Source organism: Mesorhizobium sp. 113-1-2, from assembly GCF_016756475.1.
GTDB classification, from domain to species: Bacteria; Pseudomonadota; Alphaproteobacteria; order Rhizobiales; family Rhizobiaceae; genus Mesorhizobium; species Mesorhizobium loti_C.
In genome coordinates this window covers 2,635,281-2,657,559 of record NZ_AP023242.1, presented here as the reverse complement: position 1 = coordinate 2,657,559, position 22,279 = coordinate 2,635,281, and the positions used below count along the sequence as shown (strand labels likewise).

Below are 22,279 nucleotides of genomic sequence, written 5' to 3'. Positions count from 1 at the left end.
CCAACCAAAGGGATCGAGCCGAATGAGCGTGATGGTCAAGGAAAGTCCGATCAGCGAAACGGACATGATCGCCGAGGCCGAAAAGGCGCTGGCTGACATTTCCAGGATCCGCGACGGGGTCGGCCGGGTGATCTTCGGCCAGGAGGCCGTCGTCGAGCGCACGCTGGTGGCGCTGCTGGCCGGCGGCCATGCACTGCTGGTCGGCGTTCCGGGCCTTGCCAAGACCAAGCTGGTCGAAACACTTGGCGTCGTGCTCGGCCTTGATTCGCGCCGCATCCAGTTCACGCCCGACCTGATGCCGTCAGACATCCTCGGCTCCGAGGTGATGGAGCAGGACGAGATCGGCAAGCGCTCCTTCCGCTTCATCTCCGGGCCGATCTTCGCCCAGCTGCTGATGGCCGACGAGATCAACCGCGCCTCGCCGCGCACCCAGTCGGCGCTGCTGCAGGCGATGCAGGAATATCATGTCACCATTGCAGGCGCCCGTTATGACCTGCCGGCGCCCTTCCATGTGCTGGCAACGCAGAATCCGCTGGAGCAGGAAGGCACCTATCCGCTGCCCGAAGCCCAGCTCGACCGCTTCCTGATGCAGGTCGACATCCTCTATCCCGAAATCGAGGCCGAGCGCCGCATCCTGCTGGAAACCACCGGCATCGAGGACGCCAAAGCCCAGAACGTGCTGCAGCCGGCACGGCTGAAGGAGATCCAGACGCTGATCCGCCGCATGCCGGTACCCGAAAGCGTCGTCGAGGCGATCCTGACCCTGGTTCGCTCGGCGCGTCCGGGCCAGGGCAATGCCGAGACAGACAAACATGTCGCCTGGGGTCCCGGCCCGCGTGCCAGCCAGGCGCTGATGCTGTGCACGCGTGCCCGCGCGCTCTATGACGGCCGGCTGGCACCTTCGATCGATGATGTGCGGGCGCTGGCCGAGCCGGTGCTGCAGCACCGCATGGCGCTGACCTTCGCCGCCCGCGCCGAGGGCACCAGTGTACGCGACGTGGTGGCGAAGCTCGTGAAAGGGATTTAGGGTCTGGACCCGCTAATATGATCGAAATGGCGCCTGAAATGGCAAAAAGATGCGAGGAGAATCGCGAAGGTCGGGGTCTTTCCCCCGGCCAAGCGCTTCGACGACGCAGCTTGCAGCCATTTCGGCGTCCGGAGGATGTGGTCCATCTGCCCGACTACTTTGTCGCGGAGGACTTGAAAGCCGAATGGCTTCCTGCGCCTTCGCTCCGCGTATCCGAACAGATGGCCTCACACCATTTCGACCATATTAGCGGGTCCAGACCCTAATGGCGCGCATCGGCGAGGTCCAGGCTCCGGCAGCGACGCGCGACGCGCTCGCCCGTGGCCGGTTGCGGGCTTCGCTTGTGCCCGACCTGCTGGTCGAGGCGCGCCGCATCGTCAACACCGTGATCGCCGGCTGGCATGGCCGCCGCAAGCGCGGCATCGGCGAGAATTTCTGGCAGTTCCGGCCCTATGTCGAAGGCGACTCCTCGCGCATCGACTGGCGCCGTTCGGCCCGCGACGACCATACCTATGTGCGCGACCGCGAGTGGGAAGCCGCCCATACGGTGTGGCTGTGGGCCGACCCCTCGCCGTCCATGCTCTACAAATCGACCGGTGCCGGCGTTTCCAAGCAATCGCGCGCGCTGGTGCTGGCGCTGGCCATGGCCGAACTGCTGTCGCGCAGTGGCGAGCGCATCGCCTGGCCGGGCCTGACCGATCCGTTCACCGCCCGCAACGGCGCCGAACGCATCGCTGCCCAGCTGATGCATGCCAGCGACTTGCCGGCAAAGCCTGACCTCACGGACATCAGGCGCTTCTGCGACATCGTCATCGCCAGCGATTTCCTCGATCCGGTCGAGGAGACGATGGAATGGCTCGACGTGCTCGCCCGCCACGGCGTGCGCGCCCACCTGATCGAGGTCGCCGACCCGGCCGAGGAAACCTTCCCCTATGCCGGCCGCACCGAGTTCACCGACCCCGAGACCGGCGATAAGCTGACCGCCGGACGTGCCGAGATGCTCGGCGACGAATATCGCCTGCTCTACACCGCCCGCCGCCAGGAGCTGGCCGGCTGGTGTAAGCGGCTCGGCTGGAGCTTTACCGTCAACCACACCGATCGGCTGGCGTCCGACGCGCTGGTGCGCCTGCACATGGCCATGACCGCCGATGGCTCTTATGCCGCTAGCGGTCGCGCCGGAAAGGTGGCCGTCGCATGAGCTGGCTGCCGCTCTCCTTTGGCGCTCCCATGGTGCTGTGGGGCCTGCTGGCGCTGCCGGTGATCTGGTGGCTGCTAAGGCTGACGCCACCCAAGCCGCAGACCGAGATCTTCCCACCGCTGAAGATCCTGGCGCGCGTCTTGAAGCGCGAGGAGACGCCGCATCAAAGCCCCTGGTGGCTGACGCTGCTCAGGCTGCTGATGGCGGGCCTCATCGTCACCGCATTGGCCGAACCGGTCTTCAATCCGCGCGAAAAACTGCCGGCCGAAGGTGCGGCCCTTGCGCTGGTCATCGACAATGACTGGGCAAGTGCGGCCGACTGGAACAAGCGCGTCGCCACCGCCGAGCGGCTGATCAAGGATGCCGGCTCGAATGGCGTGCCGGTCATCATCGCCTTCACCGCCGAAAAGGCCAATGCGGAGATCGGCCCCTTCGATGCCGCCGCCGCACTCGACCGGCTGCGCGCCGCCAAGCCGCGGCCGATCCCGACCGACCGGCCCGCCGTCTATGCCCGCGTCGCCGGTGTGCTGGAGACCTTGCCCGGCGCCAGCGTTGCCGTGCTGGCTGACGGCCTCGCGGCCAGGGGCGACGAGGCCGCCTTCAACACGCTTTTGTCGAAGAATGCCTCTCGCGTCGTCTGGGCAACCGCCGACCGGCTTTCGCTGACCGGCCTCACCGCCGCCGAGAACCAGGTCGATGGTTTTGCGCTCACCGCCATCCGCGCGCCAGGCGATCCGGCGCCGGCGCAGGTCACCGCCGGCGCCTTCGACGACAAGGGCCGCCGCATCGCCGATGCGACGCTGACCTTCGCGCCCGGCGAAGCCACCGCCACCGGCACGATGGCGGTGCCGTTCGAGCTGCGCAACGACTTCGCCTCGATCGCCCTCGACGGCGAGCGCCAGGCGGGTGCGGTGCGCGTGCTCGACGAAAGCTCCAAGCGCCGCCGCGTCGGATTGCTGTCGCAGGCCGAGGCCGACCAGGCGCAGCCGCTTCTGTCGCCGCTCTACTACATCAGGCGCGCGCTGCAGCCTTTCGCCGATCTGGTCGAGCCCTCCAGCGCCGATCTCGCCGACGCCATCCCGCAGATTCTCGACCAGAAACCGGCGATGATTATCATGGCCGATATCGGCACCATTCCGGCGCAGGTCCGGCAAAGGCTGGTCGACTGGGTCGACAACGGCGGCACGCTGGTGCGTTTCGCCGGCTCGCGGCTGGCCGCCGCCGGCAATGACGACGATTTGCTGCCGGTTCGCCTGCGCACCGGCGAACGTTCGCTGGGCGGCGCGCTGTCATGGACTTCGCCGCAGCCGGTCACCGAATTTCCCAAGGCCGGTCCCTTCGCCGATCTCGCACCGCCCACCGAGGTGACCGTGAGCAGGCAGGTGCTGGCCGAGCCGACACCCGATATCGTCGAGCGCACCTGGGCCGCTCTCGCCGACGGCACGCCGCTGGTCACCGGGCTGAAGAAAGGCAAGGGCACGCTGGTGCTGTTCCACGTCACGCCCGAGGCGACCTGGTCGAACCTGCCGATCTCGGGCAGCTTCGTCGAGATGCTGCGCCGTATCGTCCAGCTGTCACGCAACCAGGGCGCGGCGATCGCCAATGCCGAAGCCGCCGCCACGTCGCTGGCGCCCTACCGCATGATCGCGGCCGACGGCTCGCTGGTGCCGCCGACACCGGATGCGCGGCCGCTGGTGCCGGGCGCCGGCGCACTGCCGGTAACCTTCGAGAACCCGCCCGGCCTGTACGGCTCCGAGACCGGCGTCTTCGCCCACAACCTGCTCGATGCCGCTAGCACGTTCGCGCCTCTGGCGCGCCCGCAGATCGCCGTGCCGGTCACCACGATCCAATATGCCTTCGATGAATCGCGCAATCTGAAAGGTTCGCTGGTCACCGCCGCCCTGGTGTTGATGCTGCTCGACACGCTGGCGGTGTTCTGGATGGGCGGCCTGTTTTCGCGCCGGCCGCGCCGCGCCGGCGCGGCGGCCACCACCGCGGCGGTCCTGATCGCGCTTGGCGCGTTGTTCGGCCATGCCGATTTCGCCCGCGCCGACGATGCCAAGCCGGGCGACGAGGCGGCCATCACGGCGATTTCGAAGACCCGCATCGCCTATGTGCTGACCGGCGTGCCGGGCGACGATTCGATCAGCCGCGCCGGGCTCGAGGGCCTGACCCGCTTCCTGATCGAGAAGACCGCGCTGGAACCCGGCGCGCCGGCCGGCGTCGACATTGCGAAGGACGAACTGTCCTTCTATCCCTTGATTTACTGGCCGATCGATCCGGCGGCGCCCATGCCGAGCCAGGCGGCGATCGCCCGCATCGACGCCTATATGCAACAGGGCGGCACGGTGCTGTTCGACACACGCGACCAGTTCGCCAACGGCATCGGCGCCGATTCCACCAGCCCGGCGACCGAGCGGCTGCGCGACATCCTCGGCAACCTCAACGTGCCGCCGCTGGAGCCGGTGCCGTCGGACCACGTGCTGACCAAGTCCTTCTTCATCCTGCCGGAATTCCCCGGCCGCTTCGCCGGCAGCCCGCTCTGGGTCGAGGCCTCGCTCGACGCCAGCAATGCCGACAACCGGCCGGTGCGCACCGGCGACGGCGTCTCGCCGATCATGATCACCGCCAATGATTTCGCCGGCGCCTGGGCGGTCGATGAGAATGGCGACCCGCTGCTGCCGACCGTGCCGGCCGACCCGATGCAGCGCGTCTATGCGCTGCGCGCCGGCGTCAACATCATGATGTACATGCTGACCGGCAACTACAAATCCGACCAGGTGCATGTGCCCATATTGCTCGAACGGCTGGGGCAATAAGATGAGGTTCTTTATTGCATCTCCGCGGATCGACCGGGGTAAGCCATGAACTGGTCGATCTCCTTCGAACCGCTGATCTCCTGGCCCTTGTTGGCCGTGGTGCTGGTGCCGCTTTTGCTGCTGGCGCTTGTCGGCCTGTGGTTTCGCCAGCGCGGCGGTGTGCTGCGCTTCGTCGCCCTGCTGGCGCTCGCCGCCGCTCTGTTCAACCCGGTGTTCCTCAATGAGGAGCGCGAGCCGCTGAAGAGCGTCGTTGCGCTGATCGTCGACCGCAGCCAGAGCCAGGACATTGGCGAACGCACCAGGCAGACCGACGAGGCGGTGGCCGGGCTGCAGCAGCGTCTTGGCCGCTTCAAGCAGTTCGACGTCCGCGTCGTCGAGGCCGGCAAGTCCGACGCCGCCGAGGAGCGTACGGAAACGCGGCTGTTCGGCGCGCTGGAAGGCGCCTTCCGCGACGTGCCGCCGTCGCGCATCGGCGGCGCCATCATGATCACCGATGGCGAGGTGCATGACGCGCCTCCCGGCGCGCCCGACTTCAACGCGCCGCTGCACGCTTTGATCACCGGCAATGACCACGAAAAGGATCGTCGCATCCGCTTCGAGAACGCGCCGCGTTTCGGCATCGTCGGCAAGCCGCTCGACATGACTTACCGCGTCATTTCGACGGAGAACGAGACCGGCCCGGTCGATGTGCGCGTCTCGGTCAATGGCGAGCAGGTCTCGGTCGAGCATGCCACCGTCGGCCAGGCGATGCCGCTGCAGGTGACCATCCCTGGCGCTGGCCGCAACATCATCGAACTCGCCATCGACCGCGAACCGGGCGAACTCACCGACACCAACAACCGCGCCATCGCGCTGGTCGACGGCATCCGCGAGAATCTGCGCGTCCTGCTCGTATCGGGCGAACCGCATGCGGGCGAGCGCACCTGGCGCAATCTCTTGAAATCCGACGCCTCGGTCGATCTCGTTCACTTCACCATTCTGCGGCCGCCGGAGAAACAGGACGGCACGCCGATCAACGAACTGTCGCTCATCGCCTTCCCGACCCGCGAGTTGTTCGTCGAGAAGATCAAGGATTTCGACCTCATCATCTTCGACCGCTACCAGCACCGCGACGTGCTGCCGATCCTCTATTACGACTACATCTCCGAATATGTCGAAAAGGGCGGCGCGCTGCTGATCGCCGCCGGCCCCGAATATGCCGGCGAGGCTTCGATCGCGCGCACGCCGCTGATGTCGGCCCTGCCGGCGATGCCGACCGGCGAGGTGGTCGAAAAGGCCTTCTATCCGCGGCTGACCGACCTCGGCCAGCGTCATCCGGTGACGCGCGGCCTCGACGGTTCGGCCACCGAGCCACCGCACTGGAGCCGCTGGTTCCGCACCATCGGCGTGCAGAATCCGCAAGGCGAAGTGGTGATGAAGGGTGCCGACAACCGGCCCCTGCTCCTGCTCGACCGCAAGGGCGAAGGCCGTGTCGGCATGCTCCTGTCCGACCAGGGCTGGCTGTGGGCGCGCGGCTTCGAGGGCGGCGGCCCGCATGTCCAGCTCTATAGGCGCATCGCCCACTGGCTGATGAAGGAACCCGAGCTCGAGGAAGAGCGGCTGACCGCCGAGGGACGCGGCATGGTGCTGGAGATCCGCCGCCAGACCATGGCCGACGATCCAGGCCCGGCACAGATCATCACGCCCTCCGGCAAGACGGTGACCGTCAAGCTCGACAAATCCGAGCCCGGTGTCTTCCTCGGCAGCGTCCAGACCAATGAGATCGGCCTGTTCCAGGTCGCCAATGGCGATCTCACCGCGCTCGCCCATGTCGGCCCGGTCAACGCGCCGGAATTCGCCGACGTCGTCTCCACCGAAAACCTGCTGAGGGCACCGACGGAAGCCACCGGCGGCAGCGTGCGCCGGCTGGCCTCGTCCTCTGCCCTTGGCAGCGACGTGACGCTGCCCTCCATCGTACCGGTGCGCTCGGCCGGCGAAGCGTCGGGCAGCGACTGGATCGGCCTGCGCACCACCGACGACAGCGTGCTCAAGGCCGTCTCGCGCGTGCCGCTGTTCGGCGGCTTCCTCGGCCTCGGCCTGCTGCTCCTGGCGATGGGCTCGATGTGGTACCGCGAGGGACGGTAGCGCAACGCCTCTTCCTTCTCCCCTTGTGGGCCTGTTGCGCAGTTTCGGGAGTGCGCGGACGGGAGTGGAATGCAGCGGGTTGTTGCTTGCGCTTGTGGATTGGAGTCTGGTTTTGAGGGGTTGAGGTGGCGGTTCGGCCCGTACGGCCGGACTGCAGGCGCACCTATCCCGTGATGGCGGCCCATCGGCGCATGTTGAAGGCGATCGCCGCCATCGTCACTTGGGCGGACGCCTTGGCCAGTCCGACATAGCGGATCGCGGTCAGCTTCATGCGGTTCTTGAGCGTGGCGAAGGTGGTCTCCACCGCCGCCCGACGCCTGGCGATGAGGCGATTGTAGCGTTTGAGCCGCAACGGCAGCTCCGGATGATGCTTGTTGGGGCGGCGCGCGATGCGCACCTTCTTGCCCTCGGCCTTGAGCCGGGCACGCCGGGCGTGCGTGTCGTAGGCGGCATCGGCCCACACCGTCTTCTCGTCGCTGCGGATCAAGTCATCGGCCATCACCGTGTCGTTGACGTTGGCCGGTGTGGTGATCACCGTGCGGATGATGCCAGAGCCCTCATCCACGCCGACATGGGCCTTGTAGCCAAAAGTGAAACCGCCCTTGCCCTGCCGCGTGGTGACACGGGCGTCCGCATCTTTCGAAGGCCGCTCAGCTGTCGGCGGCGCTGAGACTGCATCGATCAGCGTTGCATCCAGCATCGTGCCGCGCTTCAGGATCACGCCGGCCTTCTCCAGCTGCCGGTCGAGTTCGCCAAACAGCTTCTCCAGCAGCCCTTCACCGACAAGCAGATTGCGAAAGCGCGAGAGCACCGTGTGGTCGGGAATGCTCTCTCCCAGCCCAAGCCCGGCAAAACGCCGGAACGACAGCCGGTCGCCGAGCGCCTCCTCAAGTTCGCGATCCGACAGCCCATAAAGCGATTGCAGCAGCAGTGCCTTGAACAGCACCAGCGGCGGCCAAGCCGCCCGACCCGGTCCGCCATCGCGCAGAGGGTTAAGCAGCTTCTCGAAGCGGTACCACTTCACAAGGCCAGACAACCGGTCGAGCGGCGAGGAGCCACCCGACAGCTTGTCGCCCAGAAATCCCTCCACCAGACTCAACTGACCTGTCCGCTTCACCGCCATCGGTTCGTCCTCCGAGCTTATGTCTCAGAGAATCACAACCAGCCAATTACGCAACAGGCCCCTTGTGGGAGAAGGTGGATCGGCGCGCAGCGCCGAGACGGTTGAGGGGTGTTCCAGCGGAGTGAGACGCTGGCGTTCCCTGGAACACCCCTCATCCGACCTCGCTTCGCGAGGCCACCTTCTCCCACAAGGGGAGAAGGGAAAAGCACCCACCTCTACTCTTCCGGCTCGGTCGTGAACAGCAGCGGGTAGCCCTTGGCCTTGCCGGCATCGGTGGCGCGCGTCGCCTTGGTTTCGGCGACATCCCTGGTGAACACCGCGACCACGCAGACGCCGCGCCGGTGCGCGGTGATCATGATGCGGTGCGCCTGGTCCTCGCTGAGCTTGAACTCGCCCTTCAGCACCGTGACGACGAATTCGCGCGGCGTGAAGTCGTCATTGATGAGGATGACCTTGTAGAGCTTGGGCCGCTCGGTCTGTGGCTTGACCTTGGTACGCGGTTTTGTGGTGATTTCTGGCATCGGAACCGGCAGTTTCACGATCGACGGCGGCGCGATGCATTTTGCCAGACGTCAAACCGATCGTCCAATTTTGATTGTCGCGCAAGCTGGGTCGAGCGCGGCGCTTCACAATCATGTGGGCAATCGCTGACCGCGGTTCAACGGTCCAGATTGGGGCGTAGCCGATTGCCGCCGGGATTGGCCCGGCGTTCCAGCCATGCCGCGATCGGCCATCCGGCAACGCAGATCAGCGTCACGGCGAGAAGCACGATCAGCAGCCAGGCCTGGACGGGCGTGATGTAGTCCCAGTTGCTGGAAATGATCGGCGCGAACAGCGAGGGCTCGGTGCGGCCACTGGCGGGGTCGGGCACGGGGCTGGCGGTAAGCAGAATCAGGACCCTGGCGACACCGGTGGCAACCAGGCCACCAATCACCATCGAACGCAAAATGGACGAAAGCCGCTTCTTCATGCGGATTGTCCTACATGGCCGGCGTTGAAAACGGGTTAAATGCGATCGAGGTGGCTGGCTGTGAGCCGCCGGCATTCAGCTCATCGACCATGCACTTGGCAGAAGGCCGCCCCAGCCAGTGCGGCTGGAACGGCCTTGATAGAAACTGGCGTCAGAGCCGATCAGGGCTTCTTCTTCGGAGCAGCCTTCGGAGCAGCCATCGGGGCAGTCTTGGGGGCCGCCTTCTTGACCGGGCACTTGTGCTTCTTGGTCGGCTTGCAGACGGTCTTCTTGACGACCTTCTTCGGAGCAGCCTTGGCCGGAGCGGTGGCAGCCGGAGCGGTGGTGGCCGGAGCAGTGGTCGTGGCGGCAGCAGCCGGGGCAGCGGTCGTGGTGGCGGCAGCGTTGCCAAGAGCCGGCATCGAGAAGGCGAGAGCAACGGCGAGGCCGAGGGCCGACAGGAGGGACTTTTTCATGGCTTCATTTTCCTTTTTATGCGGGTCGATTTCGAGCGTCACTGGACCGGGTCGTTCGGTGTCACTCCAAGCAGCTTCAAAGCGTTGGCGAGCATCCGGATCCCCTGTGCCTGTTTCTTGGCGGCACAATACCGGTTGCCCTTTCTCTGAAGTGCCTTTGCCGCGGTGACCTGCGTTGCCGTGGCATGGGTTTCGAGGGCTTCATCAAATTGGTGGCTGAGATTGGCGCACCGTTCGCTCCGGGTGAGCGGCGCCTTTGCGTCCGATTGGCCGACAGCGGCAGTGACCAGGCCAAGGCCCAGCAACGCACCCAACAAACTGATCGACAACCTTGGCATCGGTTTTTCCGTAACCCGGAGATTTGCGTCGCAGCCGATAACCTGACCGCCACGGCACCGTTATGCCGACCTACCTTTTCAGGAGTTTTTCCCGATTGTAGAATTTTGTTTCTGGATTGTGTCTGGCCGGCCCGGCTGACGCGTGTCGGCCGAAAGTGGTCCCGGTTTTGGCAGAACGACACGCGTGGAAATAAGAGCTTCAGCACGGCCATCGCTTTCCATGTGGAGAAGGCGGAATTCGTTCTCCCTTGAAATCCAAGGCACTGGCCAACATATGGCCCGAATTCTATCGTGTGGCTCACCTGCCAGGAATGACTTGGCTGGCAATCGAGACAGGGCACCTCGTGAAATCCGACGCACACATACTGATCGTCGACGACGACAAGGGCATCCGCGACCTGCTTCAGGAGTTCTTCCAGAAGCGGGGGCTGCACACTTCGGTAGCCGCCGACGGCACCGAGATGGAGGCCATCCTGCGCCGTGCGCAGGTGGACCTCATCGTGCTCGACGTGATGTTGCCCGGCAAGAGCGGGCTGGAACTGTGCCGTGACCTGCGCGCCCAGTATACGACGCCGATCATCATGCTGACCGCCGTCACCGAGACCACCGACCGCGTGGTCGGCCTGGAGATGGGCGCTGACGACTATGTGCCCAAACCCTTCGACCCGCGCGAACTCCTGGCCCGCATCCGCGCCGTGCTGCGGCGCAACGGCACCACCGAGCCGAAACGCGCCACCACCAAGCAGATCTACCGTTTTGCCGGCTGGACAATGGACTGTTCGCGGCGCCGGCTGACGGCGCCCGACGATGTCAGGGTCGAGCTGACCATGGCCGAATTCAACCTGCTGCAGACCTTCGTCAAGAGCGCCCAGCGGGTGCTGACCCGCGACCAGCTCATCGAACTCTCCGGCGGCGACAGCGACTATTCCTTCGACCGCAGCATCGACATCCTGGTCAGCCGGCTGCGGCGCAAGATGGAAGACGACCCCAAGACGCCCAAGCTGATCCTGACGGTGCGCAGCGGCGGCTACCAGTTCCTGCCCGAGACGACCTCCGAATGAGACGTCTCCTGCCGCAGACCTTGCCTGCCTGGGTGCTGCTGATCGTCATTGCCGGGCTTTTGATCAGCCAGGTCGCGACCCTCTACATCGTGGCGCGCGACCGCGCCGTCGCCAATGACGTGGTCGACCTCTACCGCCTCAACGACCGCGCCTTCTCGCTGGTGCAGCTGATGAGCAGCGCCACGCCCGAGGAGCGCAAGGCCACCGCGGCGGGACTGTTCAACTCGACTTATGCGCTGACCGTCTCGGACACGCCCGCCGTCACCTCCTCGATCGCCGGCGACGACGAACTGGCTGAACTCGAAGACATCCTGGTCGGCCGGCTGTCGAAGTTCGGCGTCACCGACGCGCGCGTGCGGCGCGACCCGGCGACGCGCGAGGCCGACGACGCCAGCACCGTATCCGGCCCCGATATCGGCCAGGTCGAGCGCGACCTTCTGGTGCTGGCCGCCGATTTCGCCCAGAGCGACAAGCTGACGGCCTCTTTGCGCTTCGCCGACGGCCAGTGGCTGAACTTCACCGAGCCGATCACGCCGGTCGGCCCGATCCTGAGCTTCGACAGCCTGCCGCTCTATTCGCTGATCGCCGGCCTGGTGGTGGTCATGTCGATCTGGTCGCTGCGCCGGCTGACCGCGCCTTACCGGATGATGGAAACCGCCGTGAACCGGATCGGCAAGGATTTGAAGAGCCCACCGATCGCCGAGTCGGGCAGCCGCGAGGTGCAGGCTGCAGCCAGGGCAATCAACGCCATGCAGAAGAGGCTGCGCGAATATGTCGAGGACCGCGAACATCTGGCCGCCGCACTCGCGCATGATCTGCGCACACCGATAACGCGCATGCGTCTGCGCCTAGAATTGTTGCGCAAATCGGCGGTTCGCGAGGCGCTGGCGCATGATCTCGCCGATGTCGAAAGCATCGCCAGTTCCGTGATCGACTTCGCCACCTTCGAGGTCAACGAGGAAAAGACCGAGCGCATCGACTTCTGGTCGCTCGTGGAATCGATCGCCGACCCCTATCCGGAGGTCTCGTTCGACAATGACGACACCCGTTCGCGCGGCCTGATCTGCATCGCACGGCCGGTGGCGCTCAGGCGCTGCGTCACCAATCTGGTGCAGAACGCCGTCACCTACGGCAAGAAGGCGCATCTCAGCCTGCACCGCTCCGACGGCACGATCACGCTCACCATCCGCGACGAAGGACCAGGCATACCGCAGGCTCAGATCGATGCCGTGTTCGGCTCCTTCGTGCGCCTCGAACAGTCCCGCAACCGCCAGACCGGCGGCCTTGGCCTCGGCCTCACCATCGCCCGCAACATAGCGCGCGCTGCCGGCGGCGAGATCCGCCTGTCCAATCACCCGGATGGTGGGCTGCTGACGGAACTGCGCCTGCCGCTGGCGGCTTAAGCTTGGAACAGCCGGCCGAATCTCAAGTTCGGTCTGCGGCTCGCGATGCCGGTGATCCTGCAAAAGACCGCCACGTTTCGGCAGCGGCCAGGCATGAAGTGCCTGGATCAACCAGCAATAGGTCAACGAACGGTGGCGAGGGCTGGTTGCTTATTTTTGTGCCCCGTCCTTGCGTTGAAATATGCGACGTTGCATCGGGTCGCGCCAACGCGTCATCACCTTTTCCTCGAAGCGATCTCTTCTAAATTTAACGCAATCAATGTCCTCGACCGGGAAGACATCATCCTTGGATGCGACTGCCTCCAAGAACTGGGGAGATCGAACGGCCAGGTTGACCTCGTCCTCACGCGCCGAAGTTTGATCGATTAATTGGCGAAAGGTGAACATTGCGTAGCAATAATTGTCGAAGGTCTCGAACTCTGAAAAGTCTGCAACCCGACATTCGTCCAAGGTCATTAAGGGGTAGCTATACGGGCTGCTCCTGTTCGGGTGCATCTGGAGGGTTTTGATGGCGCCGACCTCCTCCAGCACAGACGTACTCCACTCCCAGCAGCTCATATGCATGTGATAGAAGGCTTCGCGCATCACGCCATGTTCGTCTGGCAGCCAATCGTTATGCGGTCGCCCGGCGTCGATTTGCCAGTAAACGTCGAATAGAAACTCGTATACGAGTGCAGCCACCGTCGTGTTTCGCATTCCTCAACCTCAATTAATGCGACCCCGGCTGTGCCTTAGACTATTCAGCAATTCCTGCTGAATAGTCCTGCGTTCCTCGAAACGATAAACGCTCTATGGCTGAATTGACGGCGAAGGTTACCGCCGCAGCACGGCGCTCAGCACATCCCTGATGCCGATGGCGCCGACGAAACGGGACTGGTCGTCGAACAGCGCCACCGGTGCCGTCTGCGAACGGTGCATGGCCAGCATCACGGTTTTCAGTGACGTTCCGGGATTGGCCCAGAACACCTGCGCTGCTTCCTCGGACTGAGCCTCGACATCGGCGCAGGACACCCACACCGCCGGCTTGCCGTCGCGTTCGGCCGCCGCCACCAGGCCGTGCTCGTCGATCTTGAAGCGCGTCGTCTTGCGCCGGTCGAGCCACACCCAGCCATTGTCGCCGTGGTCGAGGTCGCGGCTGTCGCGCATGACGTTCCAGGCGGTGAGCACCGACAGCGGGTTCACATTGGCGATGAAGTCGCGGACATAGTCGTTGGCAGGCCGCAGCACGATGTCTTCCGGCGCGCCGGTCTGGACGATGCGTCCGCCCTCCATGATGGTGATGTGGCTGCCGATCTTCAGCGCCTCTTCGAGATCGTGGCTGACGAAGATGATGGTCTTCTTCAGCTCGGCCTGCAGCTGCAGCAATTCGTCCTGCAGTTTGGTGCGGATCAACGGGTCGAGTGCCGAGAACGGCTCGTCCATCAACAGGATCGGCGCCTCGGTGGCGAAGGCCCGCGCCAGGCCGACGCGCTGCTGCATGCCGCCCGACAGCTCATGGGCGTATTTCTTCGACCACTGGTCGAGATTGACCAGTTTGAGCTGCTTGTGCACGCGCTCCTTGCGTTCGGCGTCCGGCACGCCGGCGAGTTCGAGGCCGAGGCCGACATTTTCCTCGACCGTGCGCCATGGCAGCAGGCCGAACTGCTGGAACACCATCGCCACCTGCTTCTGGCGCAGGCGCCGCAAGGTCGGCTCGTCGCAGGTGACCACGTCGACAATCTTGCCGCCGTCCTTGACCAGTACCTGGCCGCGCGACACCACGTTGAGCCGGTTGACGGCCCGAAGCAGCGTCGACTTGCCAGAGCCCGACAGGCCCATCAGCACCGAGATCTCACCCTCATGCACGGTCAGGCTGGCGCCGGCGCAGCCCAGCACGTTGCCGGTTTTCTCGAGGATCTCGGCGCGCGTGGCTCCCTTGTCGATCATGGCCAGCGAGCCTGCCTGATCGGCGCCGAAGACGATATCGACGTTCTTGAAATCGACGGCGACGGTCATTTCTTGCCTCCAACGCCAATGCGGGTCATTCGGTCGAGCACGATGGCCAGCACCACGATGGCGAGGCCGGCTTCAAGCCCGAGATCGATGCGGCGAGAGCCGAGCGCGCGGTTGATTTCGGTACCCAGCCCACCGGCGCCGATGAGGGCCGCGAACACCACCATCGACAGCGACAGCATGATCGACTGCGTCAGGCCCGCCATGATGGTGGGTAGCGCCGAAGGCAGTTCCACCTTCCACAGAAGCTGGCTCTTGGTGGCGCCGAACGCCTCACCGGCCTCGATGATCGACTTCGGCACCGAGACGACGCCGAGATGGGTGAGCCTGACCGCGGTCGGGATGACGAAGATGATGGTGACGATGAGGCCGGGCGCGTTGCCGAGGCCGAACAGCGTCAGCACCGGGATCAGGTAGACGAAGGTCGGCAGCGTCTGCATCAGGTCGAGCACCGGCAGCATGATGCGATAGACCTTCGGCTTGTGCGCCGCCCAGATGCCGAGCGGCACGCCGATGGCCATGGCCATGGCGGCGGCGGCGACGACCAGCACCAGCGTCTGCACCGTCTGCTTCCACAGGTTCTGGTTGATGATGAAGATCAGGCCGAGGAAGACGCCGATGGCGAGCGGCCGCGAGCGCTGCAGCAGCCATGCAATGATCGCGATGACCAGTGCCAGCAGCACCGGCGGCACCAGCAGCAGGACGTTGACCAGCCCGTCGAGGATGAAGTTGAGGCCATTGGAGAAGGCCCTGAAGATGGTATCGAAATTGTCGGTAAGGAAGCCGAAGAACGCCTTGCCCCAGGCGCCTATCGGGATCTTGTGATCGACCATGAATTGCGAAATCGGATCCATCTCACCCCTCTTCGTCCAGGAGCCGCCCTGCTCTCGGCTCGCGCAACGTCATCTTGTCACAGGATATGAAAAAGGGCAGCCTTTTCTAAGATGGCTGCCCTTCCTGGTTCGGCCTTGCCGAATTCAGTCGGCTCAGCTTCCGAGCGCGGTCTTGACCGCTGCCGCGGCATCGCCACCGTCGAAGGTGGTCACGCCGGCGAGCCATGGCTTGACCGCGTCCGGGTTCTTCTTAAGCCAGTCGGTCGCCACCGTGGCGGCGTCGCCACCCTTAAGGATCGCGTCCATCATCTGGCCTTCCATGTCCAGATTGAACTTCAAATTGGCGATGAACTTGCCGGCGTTCGGGCACTCGGTGGTGTAGCCCTTGCGCACATTGGTGAACACGGTGGCGGCGCCGAAGCCGCTGTCGCCCATGCCGTCGAGATAGGTGATCTTCATGGCGCCCATCACCGGATGCGGCGTCCAGCCGAGGAAGGCGATCCACTCATTGTTCTTCATCGACTGCTCGGCCTGGGTCAGCATGCCGGCCTCCGAGGATTCGACCAGCTCGAAGCCCTCGAGATTGTCCTTCGGGTTCTTGATCATGTCGAGGATGATGCGGTTGCCGTCATTGCCGGCTTCGATGCCGTAGATCTTGCCGTTGAACTTGTCCTTGAACTTGCCAAGGTCGGTCAACGACTTGACGCCGGCATCCGCGACATAGGTCGGCACGACGATGCCATAGCCGGCGCCGGTCAGGTTCGTGCTGATGGTCTCGACCGAGCCATCGGCGGTGTAATCCTTGATGTCGTTGGTCATCGACGGCATCCAGTTGCCGAGGAAGACATCGAGGTCCTTGTTCTTCAGCGAAGCCATGGTCACCGGCACCGACAGCTGGATCACCTTCGGCTCGTAGCCGAGCGCGGTGAGCAGCACCGAGGCAACCCCGGTGGTCGCCTGGATGTCGGTCCAGCCGACATCGGAAAGACGCACGGTCTTGCAGCTTGCGGCGTCGCCGGCGAAGGCGGCGCTCGTCGACAACAAAGCCGCCAGGCCGAGGCCGGCGGCGAAGGAATTCATACGCGACATAGTTAGTCTCCCATTGTGATTCTTTGGCGAAGCGTAGTTACGGTTTCTCTGCCCGCCTTGTTTCGTCAGCCAAACACCATTCTGGTGTGGATTCAAGCGTTAAGGCAATCACGATCAACGGCGCGGACTGGCCAATCAGCGACACGGTTGACGCTTTTGTCGCGCCAAGCATCTTTTTCAGGGGCAAGGCTGCTTTTTCGGGGGAATGCGTTGGCGGCCCCTCCCCGCGCGGAGGCAAGTCAGCTTAAAAGATCGCATGGCCAAGCTCTATTTCAACTACGCGACGATGAATGCCGGCAAGACGACGATGCTCTTGCAGGCGTCGTACAATTATCGCGAACGCGGCATGACGACGATGCTGTTTGTCGCCGGCCACTACCGCAAGGGCGACAGCGGCCTGATCTCATCGCGCATCGGGCTGGAGACCGAGGCCGAGATGTTCCGCGACGGCGACGATTTGTTTGCCCGCGTCGTCGAGCATCACGACCATACGACGGTCCATTGCGTCTTCGTCGACGAGGCCCAATTCCTCGAGGAGGAGCAGGTCTGGCAATTGGCCCGCATCGCCGACCGGCTGAACATTCCGGTGATGTGCTACGGCCTGCGTACCGATTTCCAGGGCAAGCTGTTTTCCGGCTCGCGCGCGCTGTTGGCGATCGCCGACGATCTGCGCGAGGTGCGCACCATTTGCCGCTGCGGCCGCAAGGCGACGATGGTCGTGCGCCTCGGCGCCGACGGCAAGGTGGCCCGCCAGGGCGAACAGGTGGCGATCGGCAAGGATGTCTACGTCTCGCTCTGCCGCCGCCACTGGGAAGAAGAAATGGGCCGCGCCGCGCCCGACGATTTCATCGGCTTCATGAAGTCCTGACCCGCGATCCGCCTCAGGCCGCCGAGACACGCCGCGGCGGAAACCGCCAGCCCAGTCGGACACCGAGCGTCGCCAAGGCGATCAGCGCCATGCCGGCGGCCTGCGCCGGCCCGAGCGGATGCCCATAGATCGCCCAGTCAATGATGATGGCAACGACCGGATAGATGAAGGTGATGATGCCGATCACCGGCGTCGTCAGGCGCGGAAAGGCCGAGTTCATCAGCACATAGGCAATGCCGGTGTGCAGCACGCCGATGCTGACCAGCCAGCCCCATGAATGCGCGGGAATAGGCTCGCCGATCCCGGCGAAGGGCGCGAGCATGACGATCCCGACGATCGTCTGGCAGAGCACTGTGACCTCCGCGCGCTGCTGGCCCAGCCCCTTGGCGAGGATCGTCGCGACCGCATAGAGCAGTGCGGCGACCAGCGTCAGCGCGATGCCCAGCGCCCAAGCCGCGCTGGCTTGCGTATGCGAGACCACCAGCCCGCTGGCCAGCACGACGCCAAGGAACGCGCCAAGCATCCACAGGATCTGGTCGAGCGCGATGCGCTCCTTGAGAAAGACCACGCCGATGATCACCACGAAGAACGGCTGCACGTGATAGACGATCGTCGTCGTGGCGATCGACGTCATGGCGAAGCCGGCGAAGAAGGCGGTCCAGCTCAGCACCATGCAGGCACCGCCAAGTGCCGCCAGCGCGAGGCGGGACGGCGACAGCGTCCTGTCCGGCAAATAGCCGCGCAGCAGGCACCAGGCGCCGAGGAACATGGCGCCAAACACGCAGCGCCAGAACACGATCGTCACGGGATGAAGCCCCGCTTCCGTGACGAAGGCGCCAACCGTGCCGGCGATCGTCATTGCAAAGGCCAGGCTCGCGGCCGGAAAACGGGAGGTTGGCAGGTCCTTCATCGAAGGCTCCTCAAACGGGCGAAACCCATCAGGCCAGCAGGATAGCTTTCAAACAAGCGAATAGATTTGGACATAGCTATTCGATATGCTGATAGCATTATGGCTACTCCGCTTGACCTCACCCTCCTGAAAACCTTCGTTGCCGTCGTCGAGAGCGGCAGCCTGTCCAATGCGGCACCCCGGGTCGGCCGCAGCCAGTCGGCGGTCTCAATGCAGATGCAGCGGCTGGAAGAGATGGTGGGCAACCAGCTTCTGGTGCGCGGCCCCCGAACCGTCACGCCCAACGCCATCGGCGAGGACTTTCTCATCTATGCGCGCCGGTTGCTGAAGCTGTCGGACGAGGCCTGGGCGAGCGTCACGCGGCCGAAGGAGACCGGCAGCGTGCGCCTTGGCGTGCCGGACGACTATGCCGCCTTCTTGCTGCCACCCGTACTCTCACGCTTTGCCGAGGACCACCCGCTGGTGACGGTGGAACTGATCTGCGAACAATCGACCGCGCTGGTGAAAACCCTGGCCGAGGGGAAGCTCGACCTGGCGATCGTCACCCGCTTGCCGGACCAGCCGCTCGACGTCATCCGGCTGGAGCGTTTCGTCTGGGTCGCCTCGCCAAACCATGTCGCCTGGCAGGCCGATCCCTTACCCGTCGCGCTGTTCGAGCCCGGCTGCGCCGCCAGGATGAGCGTCCTGCAGGCGCTCGGCGAAGCCGACCGATCCTACCGTTGCACCTATTCCAGCGCCTCCCTGCTTGGTCTGATCGCGGTCGTGCAGGCAGGGCTCGCCGTCGCTGGCCTCGCCCAGCGCAGCGTGCCCCAGTCGCTGCGCATTATCGGTGCCAATGAAGGGCTTCCCGCACTGCCGGATCTCGAAGTCGGCATCCTGCGCAACCCGCTGTCGACGACGCCGGCGGTCGATCGGCTGTATGATTTCCTGCGCCGCGACCTCGCGCAGCAGACCTGAGATCATCGTCCGGCCACAGGCAATTGGGCGAAGGTCCGCCCTTGCCAATCCGCCACGATGCAGCGTTTGTTAAGGCCTCGGTCCTATAAGGCCGTCAGCCAGAGCTCTCCGGGGTCAGCCATGCTTCGAGCCGTTTCCTCAGCCAGCCTTCTTCTCATTGCCACCTCGATTGCCGCCCATGCCGGCGGCGACCCCGTGCAAGGCAAGCACGTTTTCAACCGCTGCATCGCCTGCCATGAGGCGGCCAGCGACCGCGACAAGGTCGGCCCGCATCTCAAGGGTGTGGTCGGACGCACCGCCGGCACCGCGGAAAGCTTCCTTGGCCATTATTCCGAGGCAATGAAGGGCGCGGGCGCCGCCGGTCTTGTCTGGGACGAGGCAAATCTTGCTGAATATCTCCGGGCCCCCAAGCTCAAGGTTCCTGGCAACAAAATGGCGTTTGGCGGCCTGACCAATGATGATGACATCGCCAATGTCATCGCCTATCTGAAGGCCGATCCGAAGCCCTGAGCGAGCGCCGGTGCGGCACGGCCGCATCGATATGTTTGCCTGCAACCGGTTCAATCCCTTGCCGAATTCAGCATCTCCGCGTCGGCGAAGACCGGTTGCTTTGCCGGCGTGAAAGTTCAATGGTAGTTGAACTAGTTCCGGCTCACCGGCTAATCACGCTATGACCCCACCTTCATTGTCTTTCAAGGCCTTGGCGGATTCTTTTGTTTTCACGCCGCCCTTGTCTTCACGTCTTTCAATCCCCGGATGCCCCACATATATTCGCCGCTGTTCGCAACCAGCGACCGGAAGCCGAAGCGGGAGGCCCCAATGGCGACATTGCAGAATTTCGATGCCGAAATTGCCAAGACCAAGCAGGTCGTCCAGGACATGCGCACCAAGATCGAGCAGTCCGGCACCGTGCTCGACACGCTTGCCACCGCTGACAAGAAGATCGGCGACGCCAATTTCGACATCGAGAACGCCCGCATCGAGGATGTGCTGAAGCAGCAGAAGGTGATGGAAGGCAACATTGCCGACCTGATCATCGGCCTTGAGGACGCCACCAACGTCTTCGGCGCCGAGTTCGAGAGCATGAAGAACTACACTGGCTGGGAAAACTTCGTTGGCGTCTTCTCGGCGCAGCGCAAGCAACGCTTGCGCACCGACCGCGTCCGCAACATGTCGCTGGCCGGCAATCTGCAGGAACTGCTGGCCAAGTCCGACACCATCGTCGGCATCCTCAAGGCGCAGAAGGAGGTCCTCGACCAGCGCTACAAAACCTCCGAGGCCAGCCTGTCGCAGGTGATCGAGCGCCGCAAGGTCACCATGACCAACCTCGAAGCCGTGCAGAAGCGGATCGAGGAGCTCAACCCGATGCTGCTCGACATCGAAAACAAGATCGCCGCCTCCACCAGCCAGAAGGACCGCACGCAGCTCGAGGGCGAGCGCTCCAAGCTCGCCACCGAATACAACGAGAAGCAGGCCAAGGAGCAGGAACTGCTGGCCGAAAGCCAGACGCTCGAGCGTTACACCTCGATGTTCCAGACCTTCGTCGATTCGCTCAACAACCAGATCGCCGCGCAGTCGACACTGATCAACAAGCTGACCATCGATACCGAGCAGCGCATCGTGCTCTACAAGGCGCTGGAAGATTCCTTGAAGACCGCCGCCCAGCAGGACGTCGCCCACAAGATCAACACGCTGGGCAGCCAGGTCGACAACACGGCGGAAGAAACCATGGCCGGCATCGGAGCGGCTTCGCAAAAGCACATTGGCGACCTGCTTGAAATGCACGAGAAGAACATGGTCGCCAGCGCCGACATCCAGCGCCGCAAGAAGCTGGCGGACGATGCCTTTGCGCGGCGCTTCGACGAGGTGCTGAAGAAGCACAATTCGGCCAACTACGTGCAGTCATAATTGCCGCGCGCACCGGTGCGACAATCCCAGGGCTGACAGAATGACCCCCGAAAACGACGCGGCGGCGCGGTATTTCTCGGCAATCACTGCCGCGCTCAGCGGCCTTGAAGTGTTCATGCGCGACGACCGCTCGCCGCTCTACCGGCACGGCATCGTCGCCAAGATCGTTGCCGAATACATCGCCCGGCTCGACAAGTCCTTTGGCTGCTGGCGCAACCGGCTGGGCTTCATGGACACCTTCCGCATTTCGCGCGCCGAAAGCGGTTTTCCGGTCTTCCAGAACCTGCTCGAACTGGAAAACGACCGCCGCCAGGCCGATGCGCGGCTCGCCAACATCCCGCTGGCCGGCGAGTTGCGCGAGGAGATGGCCGACTTCATCCTGCGCCACAAGGAATTCCCCGAAGCGCTGCAGAAGTCGATGGCCGAACGGCTCTATCTCGAGGACGTCAAGAGCGAGCAGACCTTTGGGCCGTTCACGCTGGCGCAGACGGCCAAGGTGTCGGTCAACCCGAAGACGGCCCTGCCCTACTATCTCGTCCATTGGGCGACCTTCGACGGCAGCGCCAACCTGCCTTTGGTCTACATGGTGACGGTGGAGGATTCCTCCGAGAACATGGTCCGCCAGCTCGTCGACGGCAACGGCAAGCTCAACGACAAGGTCGACATCCCGCTGCCGGTCGACGGCCTGCTCAATCCCGAGCTTGCCCACCGTTTCGACGATTTCACCGAGAAGAACTCCGCCTACACGCTCTCGCCGGCGACCATTGCGGTCAATCTCGACAAGGATTTCGAGCCGCTGCACCCCAAGCAATTGCGCCGCGTCGTGCTTGGCCCCTTTTATTCGGCAGGGATTACCGACAACAATTCGACGGTGACGGAAGTGCTGGCCAAGGTGCGCAAGCCCGAAAACGCCTGGCTGCTGACCTGGACCATCCAGGAGGTCTATTCCAAGGGCGAGAAGCCCGGCCGCAAGGGGCTGTTTTCCAGCGAGAAGACGACGCAGGAATTCTTCATCAACACCGATGATCTGGAAGCCGCGCGCCAGGGCGTGTCGAGCTACGAGAACCACGCGCTGATCCCGCACGAGGCATATCAGGCGCTCTATGCCGCCGGCGAAGCACAGAAGATCTTTGGCGGCTACAAGGTCCACATCCTGTCAAACGGACAGGTCATCTCAGACGTCTGACCGTAACACCACGGAGCA

The 22,279-nt window shown here is 64.1% G+C and carries 21 protein-coding genes; 11 read left to right on the top strand and 10 right to left on the bottom strand.

Annotated features, from left to right (window positions below; genetic code table 11):
* Positions 1-22: 22 nt before the first annotated feature.
* The 4 genes from JN279_RS12650 to JN279_RS12635 all read left to right on the top strand — a co-directional run bounded on the left by JN279_RS12650 (position 23) and on the right by JN279_RS12635 (position 7,168).
* Positions 23-1,027 carry an AAA family ATPase gene (locus JN279_RS12650; RefSeq protein WP_096449384.1) on the top strand — a complete coding sequence of 335 codons (1,005 nt, stop codon included), beginning with the start codon at positions 23-25 and terminating at the stop codon, positions 1,025-1,027.
* A gap of 265 nt (positions 1,028-1,292) precedes the next feature.
* Complete coding sequence (locus tag JN279_RS12645) at positions 1,293-2,225, top strand: DUF58 domain-containing protein (RefSeq protein WP_096449386.1); 933 nt, start codon at positions 1,293-1,295, stop codon at positions 2,223-2,225.
* Positions 2,222-5,044, top strand: coding sequence for a DUF4159 domain-containing protein (locus tag JN279_RS12640; RefSeq protein WP_096449388.1), 2,823 nt, complete (start codon positions 2,222-2,224; stop codon positions 5,042-5,044). The genes JN279_RS12645 and JN279_RS12640 overlap by 4 nt, the downstream gene beginning before the upstream one ends.
* A gap of 45 nt (positions 5,045-5,089) precedes the next feature.
* The gene (locus JN279_RS12635) at positions 5,090-7,168 is read left to right on the top strand and encodes a hypothetical protein (RefSeq protein WP_096449390.1); all 2,079 of its coding nucleotides are present in this window, start codon (positions 5,090-5,092) and stop codon (positions 7,166-7,168) included.
* Between the two features lie 163 nt (positions 7,169-7,331).
* Here JN279_RS12635 and JN279_RS12630 read toward each other — a convergent pair whose 3' ends face one another.
* The 5 genes from JN279_RS12630 to JN279_RS12610 all read right to left on the bottom strand — a co-directional run bounded on the left by JN279_RS12630 (position 7,332) and on the right by JN279_RS12610 (position 10,054).
* Positions 7,332-8,291: an IS5 family transposase gene (locus JN279_RS12630; protein ID WP_096447906.1), complete on the bottom strand. Its 960-nt coding sequence runs from the start codon at positions 8,289-8,291 to the stop codon at positions 7,332-7,334.
* Between the two features lie 215 nt (positions 8,292-8,506).
* Positions 8,507-8,812 (bottom strand): ATP-dependent Clp protease adapter ClpS, encoded by a 306-nt coding sequence (gene clpS / locus JN279_RS12625; RefSeq protein WP_095202027.1) that lies wholly within the window; start codon positions 8,810-8,812, stop codon positions 8,507-8,509.
* 137 nt (positions 8,813-8,949) lie between these two features.
* Positions 8,950-9,261 carry a hypothetical protein gene (locus JN279_RS12620; protein ID WP_096449392.1) on the bottom strand — a complete coding sequence of 104 codons (312 nt, stop codon included), beginning with the start codon at positions 9,259-9,261 and terminating at the stop codon, positions 8,950-8,952.
* Positions 9,262-9,422: 161 nt separating this feature from the next.
* Positions 9,423-9,716, bottom strand: coding sequence for a hypothetical protein (locus JN279_RS12615; protein ID WP_096457774.1), 294 nt, complete (start codon positions 9,714-9,716; stop codon positions 9,423-9,425).
* Between the two features lie 38 nt (positions 9,717-9,754).
* Positions 9,755-10,054: a hypothetical protein gene (locus tag JN279_RS12610; RefSeq protein ID WP_013893442.1), complete on the bottom strand. Its 300-nt coding sequence runs from the start codon at positions 10,052-10,054 to the stop codon at positions 9,755-9,757.
* A 344-nt stretch (positions 10,055-10,398) separates the two neighbouring features.
* Between JN279_RS12610 and JN279_RS12605 the strand changes: the two genes are divergently transcribed.
* Positions 10,399-11,115, top strand: a complete 717-nt coding sequence (locus tag JN279_RS12605; RefSeq protein ID WP_096457777.1) for a response regulator — start codon at positions 10,399-10,401, stop codon at positions 11,113-11,115.
* Positions 11,112-12,518: an ATP-binding protein gene (locus tag JN279_RS12600; RefSeq protein ID WP_202352909.1), complete on the top strand. Its 1,407-nt coding sequence runs from the start codon at positions 11,112-11,114 to the stop codon at positions 12,516-12,518. Before JN279_RS12605 ends, JN279_RS12600 begins: the two co-directional genes overlap by 4 nt.
* A gap of 150 nt (positions 12,519-12,668) precedes the next feature.
* Here the strand turns inward: JN279_RS12600 and JN279_RS12595 are convergent, their stop codons facing one another.
* The 4 genes from JN279_RS12595 to JN279_RS12580 form a co-directional block, all read right to left on the bottom strand.
* The gene (locus JN279_RS12595) at positions 12,669-13,214 is read right to left on the bottom strand and encodes a hypothetical protein (RefSeq protein ID WP_202352908.1); all 546 of its coding nucleotides are present in this window, start codon (positions 13,212-13,214) and stop codon (positions 12,669-12,671) included.
* 117 nt (positions 13,215-13,331) lie between these two features.
* The gene (choV, locus tag JN279_RS12590; RefSeq protein WP_202352907.1) at positions 13,332-14,513 is read right to left on the bottom strand and encodes a choline ABC transporter ATP-binding protein; all 1,182 of its coding nucleotides are present in this window, start codon (positions 14,511-14,513) and stop codon (positions 13,332-13,334) included.
* Complete coding sequence (gene choW, locus JN279_RS12585) at positions 14,510-15,364, bottom strand: choline ABC transporter permease subunit (RefSeq protein ID WP_183462502.1); 855 nt, start codon at positions 15,362-15,364, stop codon at positions 14,510-14,512. The genes choV and choW overlap by 4 nt, the downstream gene beginning before the upstream one ends.
* A gap of 132 nt (positions 15,365-15,496) precedes the next feature.
* Positions 15,497-16,432 carry a choline ABC transporter substrate-binding protein gene (locus JN279_RS12580; RefSeq protein WP_202352906.1) on the bottom strand — a complete coding sequence of 312 codons (936 nt, stop codon included), beginning with the start codon at positions 16,430-16,432 and terminating at the stop codon, positions 15,497-15,499.
* Between the two features lie 256 nt (positions 16,433-16,688).
* On the opposite strand from JN279_RS12580, the gene JN279_RS12575 reads away from it, so the two are divergent.
* On the top strand, positions 16,689-17,300 hold the full coding sequence (locus JN279_RS12575) for a thymidine kinase (protein WP_202352905.1): 612 nt from the start codon (positions 16,689-16,691) through the stop codon (positions 17,298-17,300).
* A 13-nt stretch (positions 17,301-17,313) separates the two neighbouring features.
* On the opposite strand, the gene JN279_RS12570 is transcribed toward JN279_RS12575, so the two are convergent.
* Positions 17,314-18,210, bottom strand: a complete 897-nt coding sequence (locus JN279_RS12570) for a DMT family transporter (RefSeq protein ID WP_202352904.1) — start codon at positions 18,208-18,210, stop codon at positions 17,314-17,316.
* Positions 18,211-18,309: 99 nt separating this feature from the next.
* Between JN279_RS12570 and JN279_RS12565 the strand changes: the two genes are divergently transcribed.
* From JN279_RS12565 to JN279_RS12550, 4 genes are all read left to right on the top strand, one after another.
* The gene (locus tag JN279_RS12565; RefSeq protein WP_202352903.1) at positions 18,310-19,167 is read left to right on the top strand and encodes a LysR substrate-binding domain-containing protein; all 858 of its coding nucleotides are present in this window, start codon (positions 18,310-18,312) and stop codon (positions 19,165-19,167) included.
* Between the two features lie 120 nt (positions 19,168-19,287).
* Positions 19,288-19,677, top strand: coding sequence for a c-type cytochrome (locus tag JN279_RS12560; protein ID WP_096449404.1), 390 nt, complete (start codon positions 19,288-19,290; stop codon positions 19,675-19,677).
* A 309-nt stretch (positions 19,678-19,986) separates the two neighbouring features.
* Complete coding sequence (locus tag JN279_RS12555) at positions 19,987-21,075, top strand: hypothetical protein (protein ID WP_202352902.1); 1,089 nt, start codon at positions 19,987-19,989, stop codon at positions 21,073-21,075.
* 40 nt (positions 21,076-21,115) lie between these two features.
* Complete coding sequence (locus JN279_RS12550) at positions 21,116-22,261, top strand: hypothetical protein (protein WP_202352901.1); 1,146 nt, start codon at positions 21,116-21,118, stop codon at positions 22,259-22,261.
* Positions 22,262-22,279: the final 18 nt, after the last annotated feature.

Excerpts from the sequence above, each read along its gene's own strand:
- JN279_RS12650 (WP_096449384.1), top strand. The coding sequence starts at position 23 with ATGAGCGTGATGGTCAAGGAAAGTCCGATCAGCGAAACGGACATGATC.
- JN279_RS12645 (WP_096449386.1), top strand. The coding sequence starts at position 1,293 with ATGGCGCGCATCGGCGAGGTCCAGGCTCCGGCAGCGACGCGCGACGCG.
- JN279_RS12640 (WP_096449388.1), top strand. The coding sequence starts at position 2,222 with ATGAGCTGGCTGCCGCTCTCCTTTGGCGCTCCCATGGTGCTGTGGGGC.
- JN279_RS12635 (WP_096449390.1), top strand. The coding sequence starts at position 5,090 with ATGAACTGGTCGATCTCCTTCGAACCGCTGATCTCCTGGCCCTTGTTG.
- JN279_RS12630 (WP_096447906.1), bottom strand. The coding sequence starts at position 8,291 with ATGGCGGTGAAGCGGACAGGTCAGTTGAGTCTGGTGGAGGGATTTCTG.
- clpS (WP_095202027.1), bottom strand. The coding sequence starts at position 8,812 with ATGCCAGAAATCACCACAAAACCGCGTACCAAGGTCAAGCCACAGACC.
- JN279_RS12620 (WP_096449392.1), bottom strand. The coding sequence starts at position 9,261 with ATGAAGAAGCGGCTTTCGTCCATTTTGCGTTCGATGGTGATTGGTGGC.
- JN279_RS12615 (WP_096457774.1), bottom strand. The coding sequence starts at position 9,716 with ATGAAAAAGTCCCTCCTGTCGGCCCTCGGCCTCGCCGTTGCTCTCGCC.
- JN279_RS12610 (WP_013893442.1), bottom strand. The coding sequence starts at position 10,054 with ATGCCAAGGTTGTCGATCAGTTTGTTGGGTGCGTTGCTGGGCCTTGGC.
- JN279_RS12600 (WP_202352909.1), top strand. The coding sequence starts at position 11,112 with ATGAGACGTCTCCTGCCGCAGACCTTGCCTGCCTGGGTGCTGCTGATC.
- JN279_RS12595 (WP_202352908.1), bottom strand. The coding sequence starts at position 13,214 with ATGCGAAACACGACGGTGGCTGCACTCGTATACGAGTTTCTATTCGAC.
- choV (WP_202352907.1), bottom strand. The coding sequence starts at position 14,513 with ATGACCGTCGCCGTCGATTTCAAGAACGTCGATATCGTCTTCGGCGCC.
- choW (WP_183462502.1), bottom strand. The coding sequence starts at position 15,364 with ATGGATCCGATTTCGCAATTCATGGTCGATCACAAGATCCCGATAGGC.
- JN279_RS12580 (WP_202352906.1), bottom strand. The coding sequence starts at position 16,432 with ATGTCGCGTATGAATTCCTTCGCCGCCGGCCTCGGCCTGGCGGCTTTG.
- JN279_RS12575 (WP_202352905.1), top strand. The coding sequence starts at position 16,689 with ATGGCCAAGCTCTATTTCAACTACGCGACGATGAATGCCGGCAAGACG.
- JN279_RS12570 (WP_202352904.1), bottom strand. The coding sequence starts at position 18,210 with ATGAAGGACCTGCCAACCTCCCGTTTTCCGGCCGCGAGCCTGGCCTTT.
- JN279_RS12565 (WP_202352903.1), top strand. The coding sequence starts at position 18,310 with ATGGCTACTCCGCTTGACCTCACCCTCCTGAAAACCTTCGTTGCCGTC.
- JN279_RS12560 (WP_096449404.1), top strand. The coding sequence starts at position 19,288 with ATGCTTCGAGCCGTTTCCTCAGCCAGCCTTCTTCTCATTGCCACCTCG.
- JN279_RS12555 (WP_202352902.1), top strand. The coding sequence starts at position 19,987 with ATGGCGACATTGCAGAATTTCGATGCCGAAATTGCCAAGACCAAGCAG.
- JN279_RS12550 (WP_202352901.1), top strand. The coding sequence starts at position 21,116 with ATGACCCCCGAAAACGACGCGGCGGCGCGGTATTTCTCGGCAATCACT.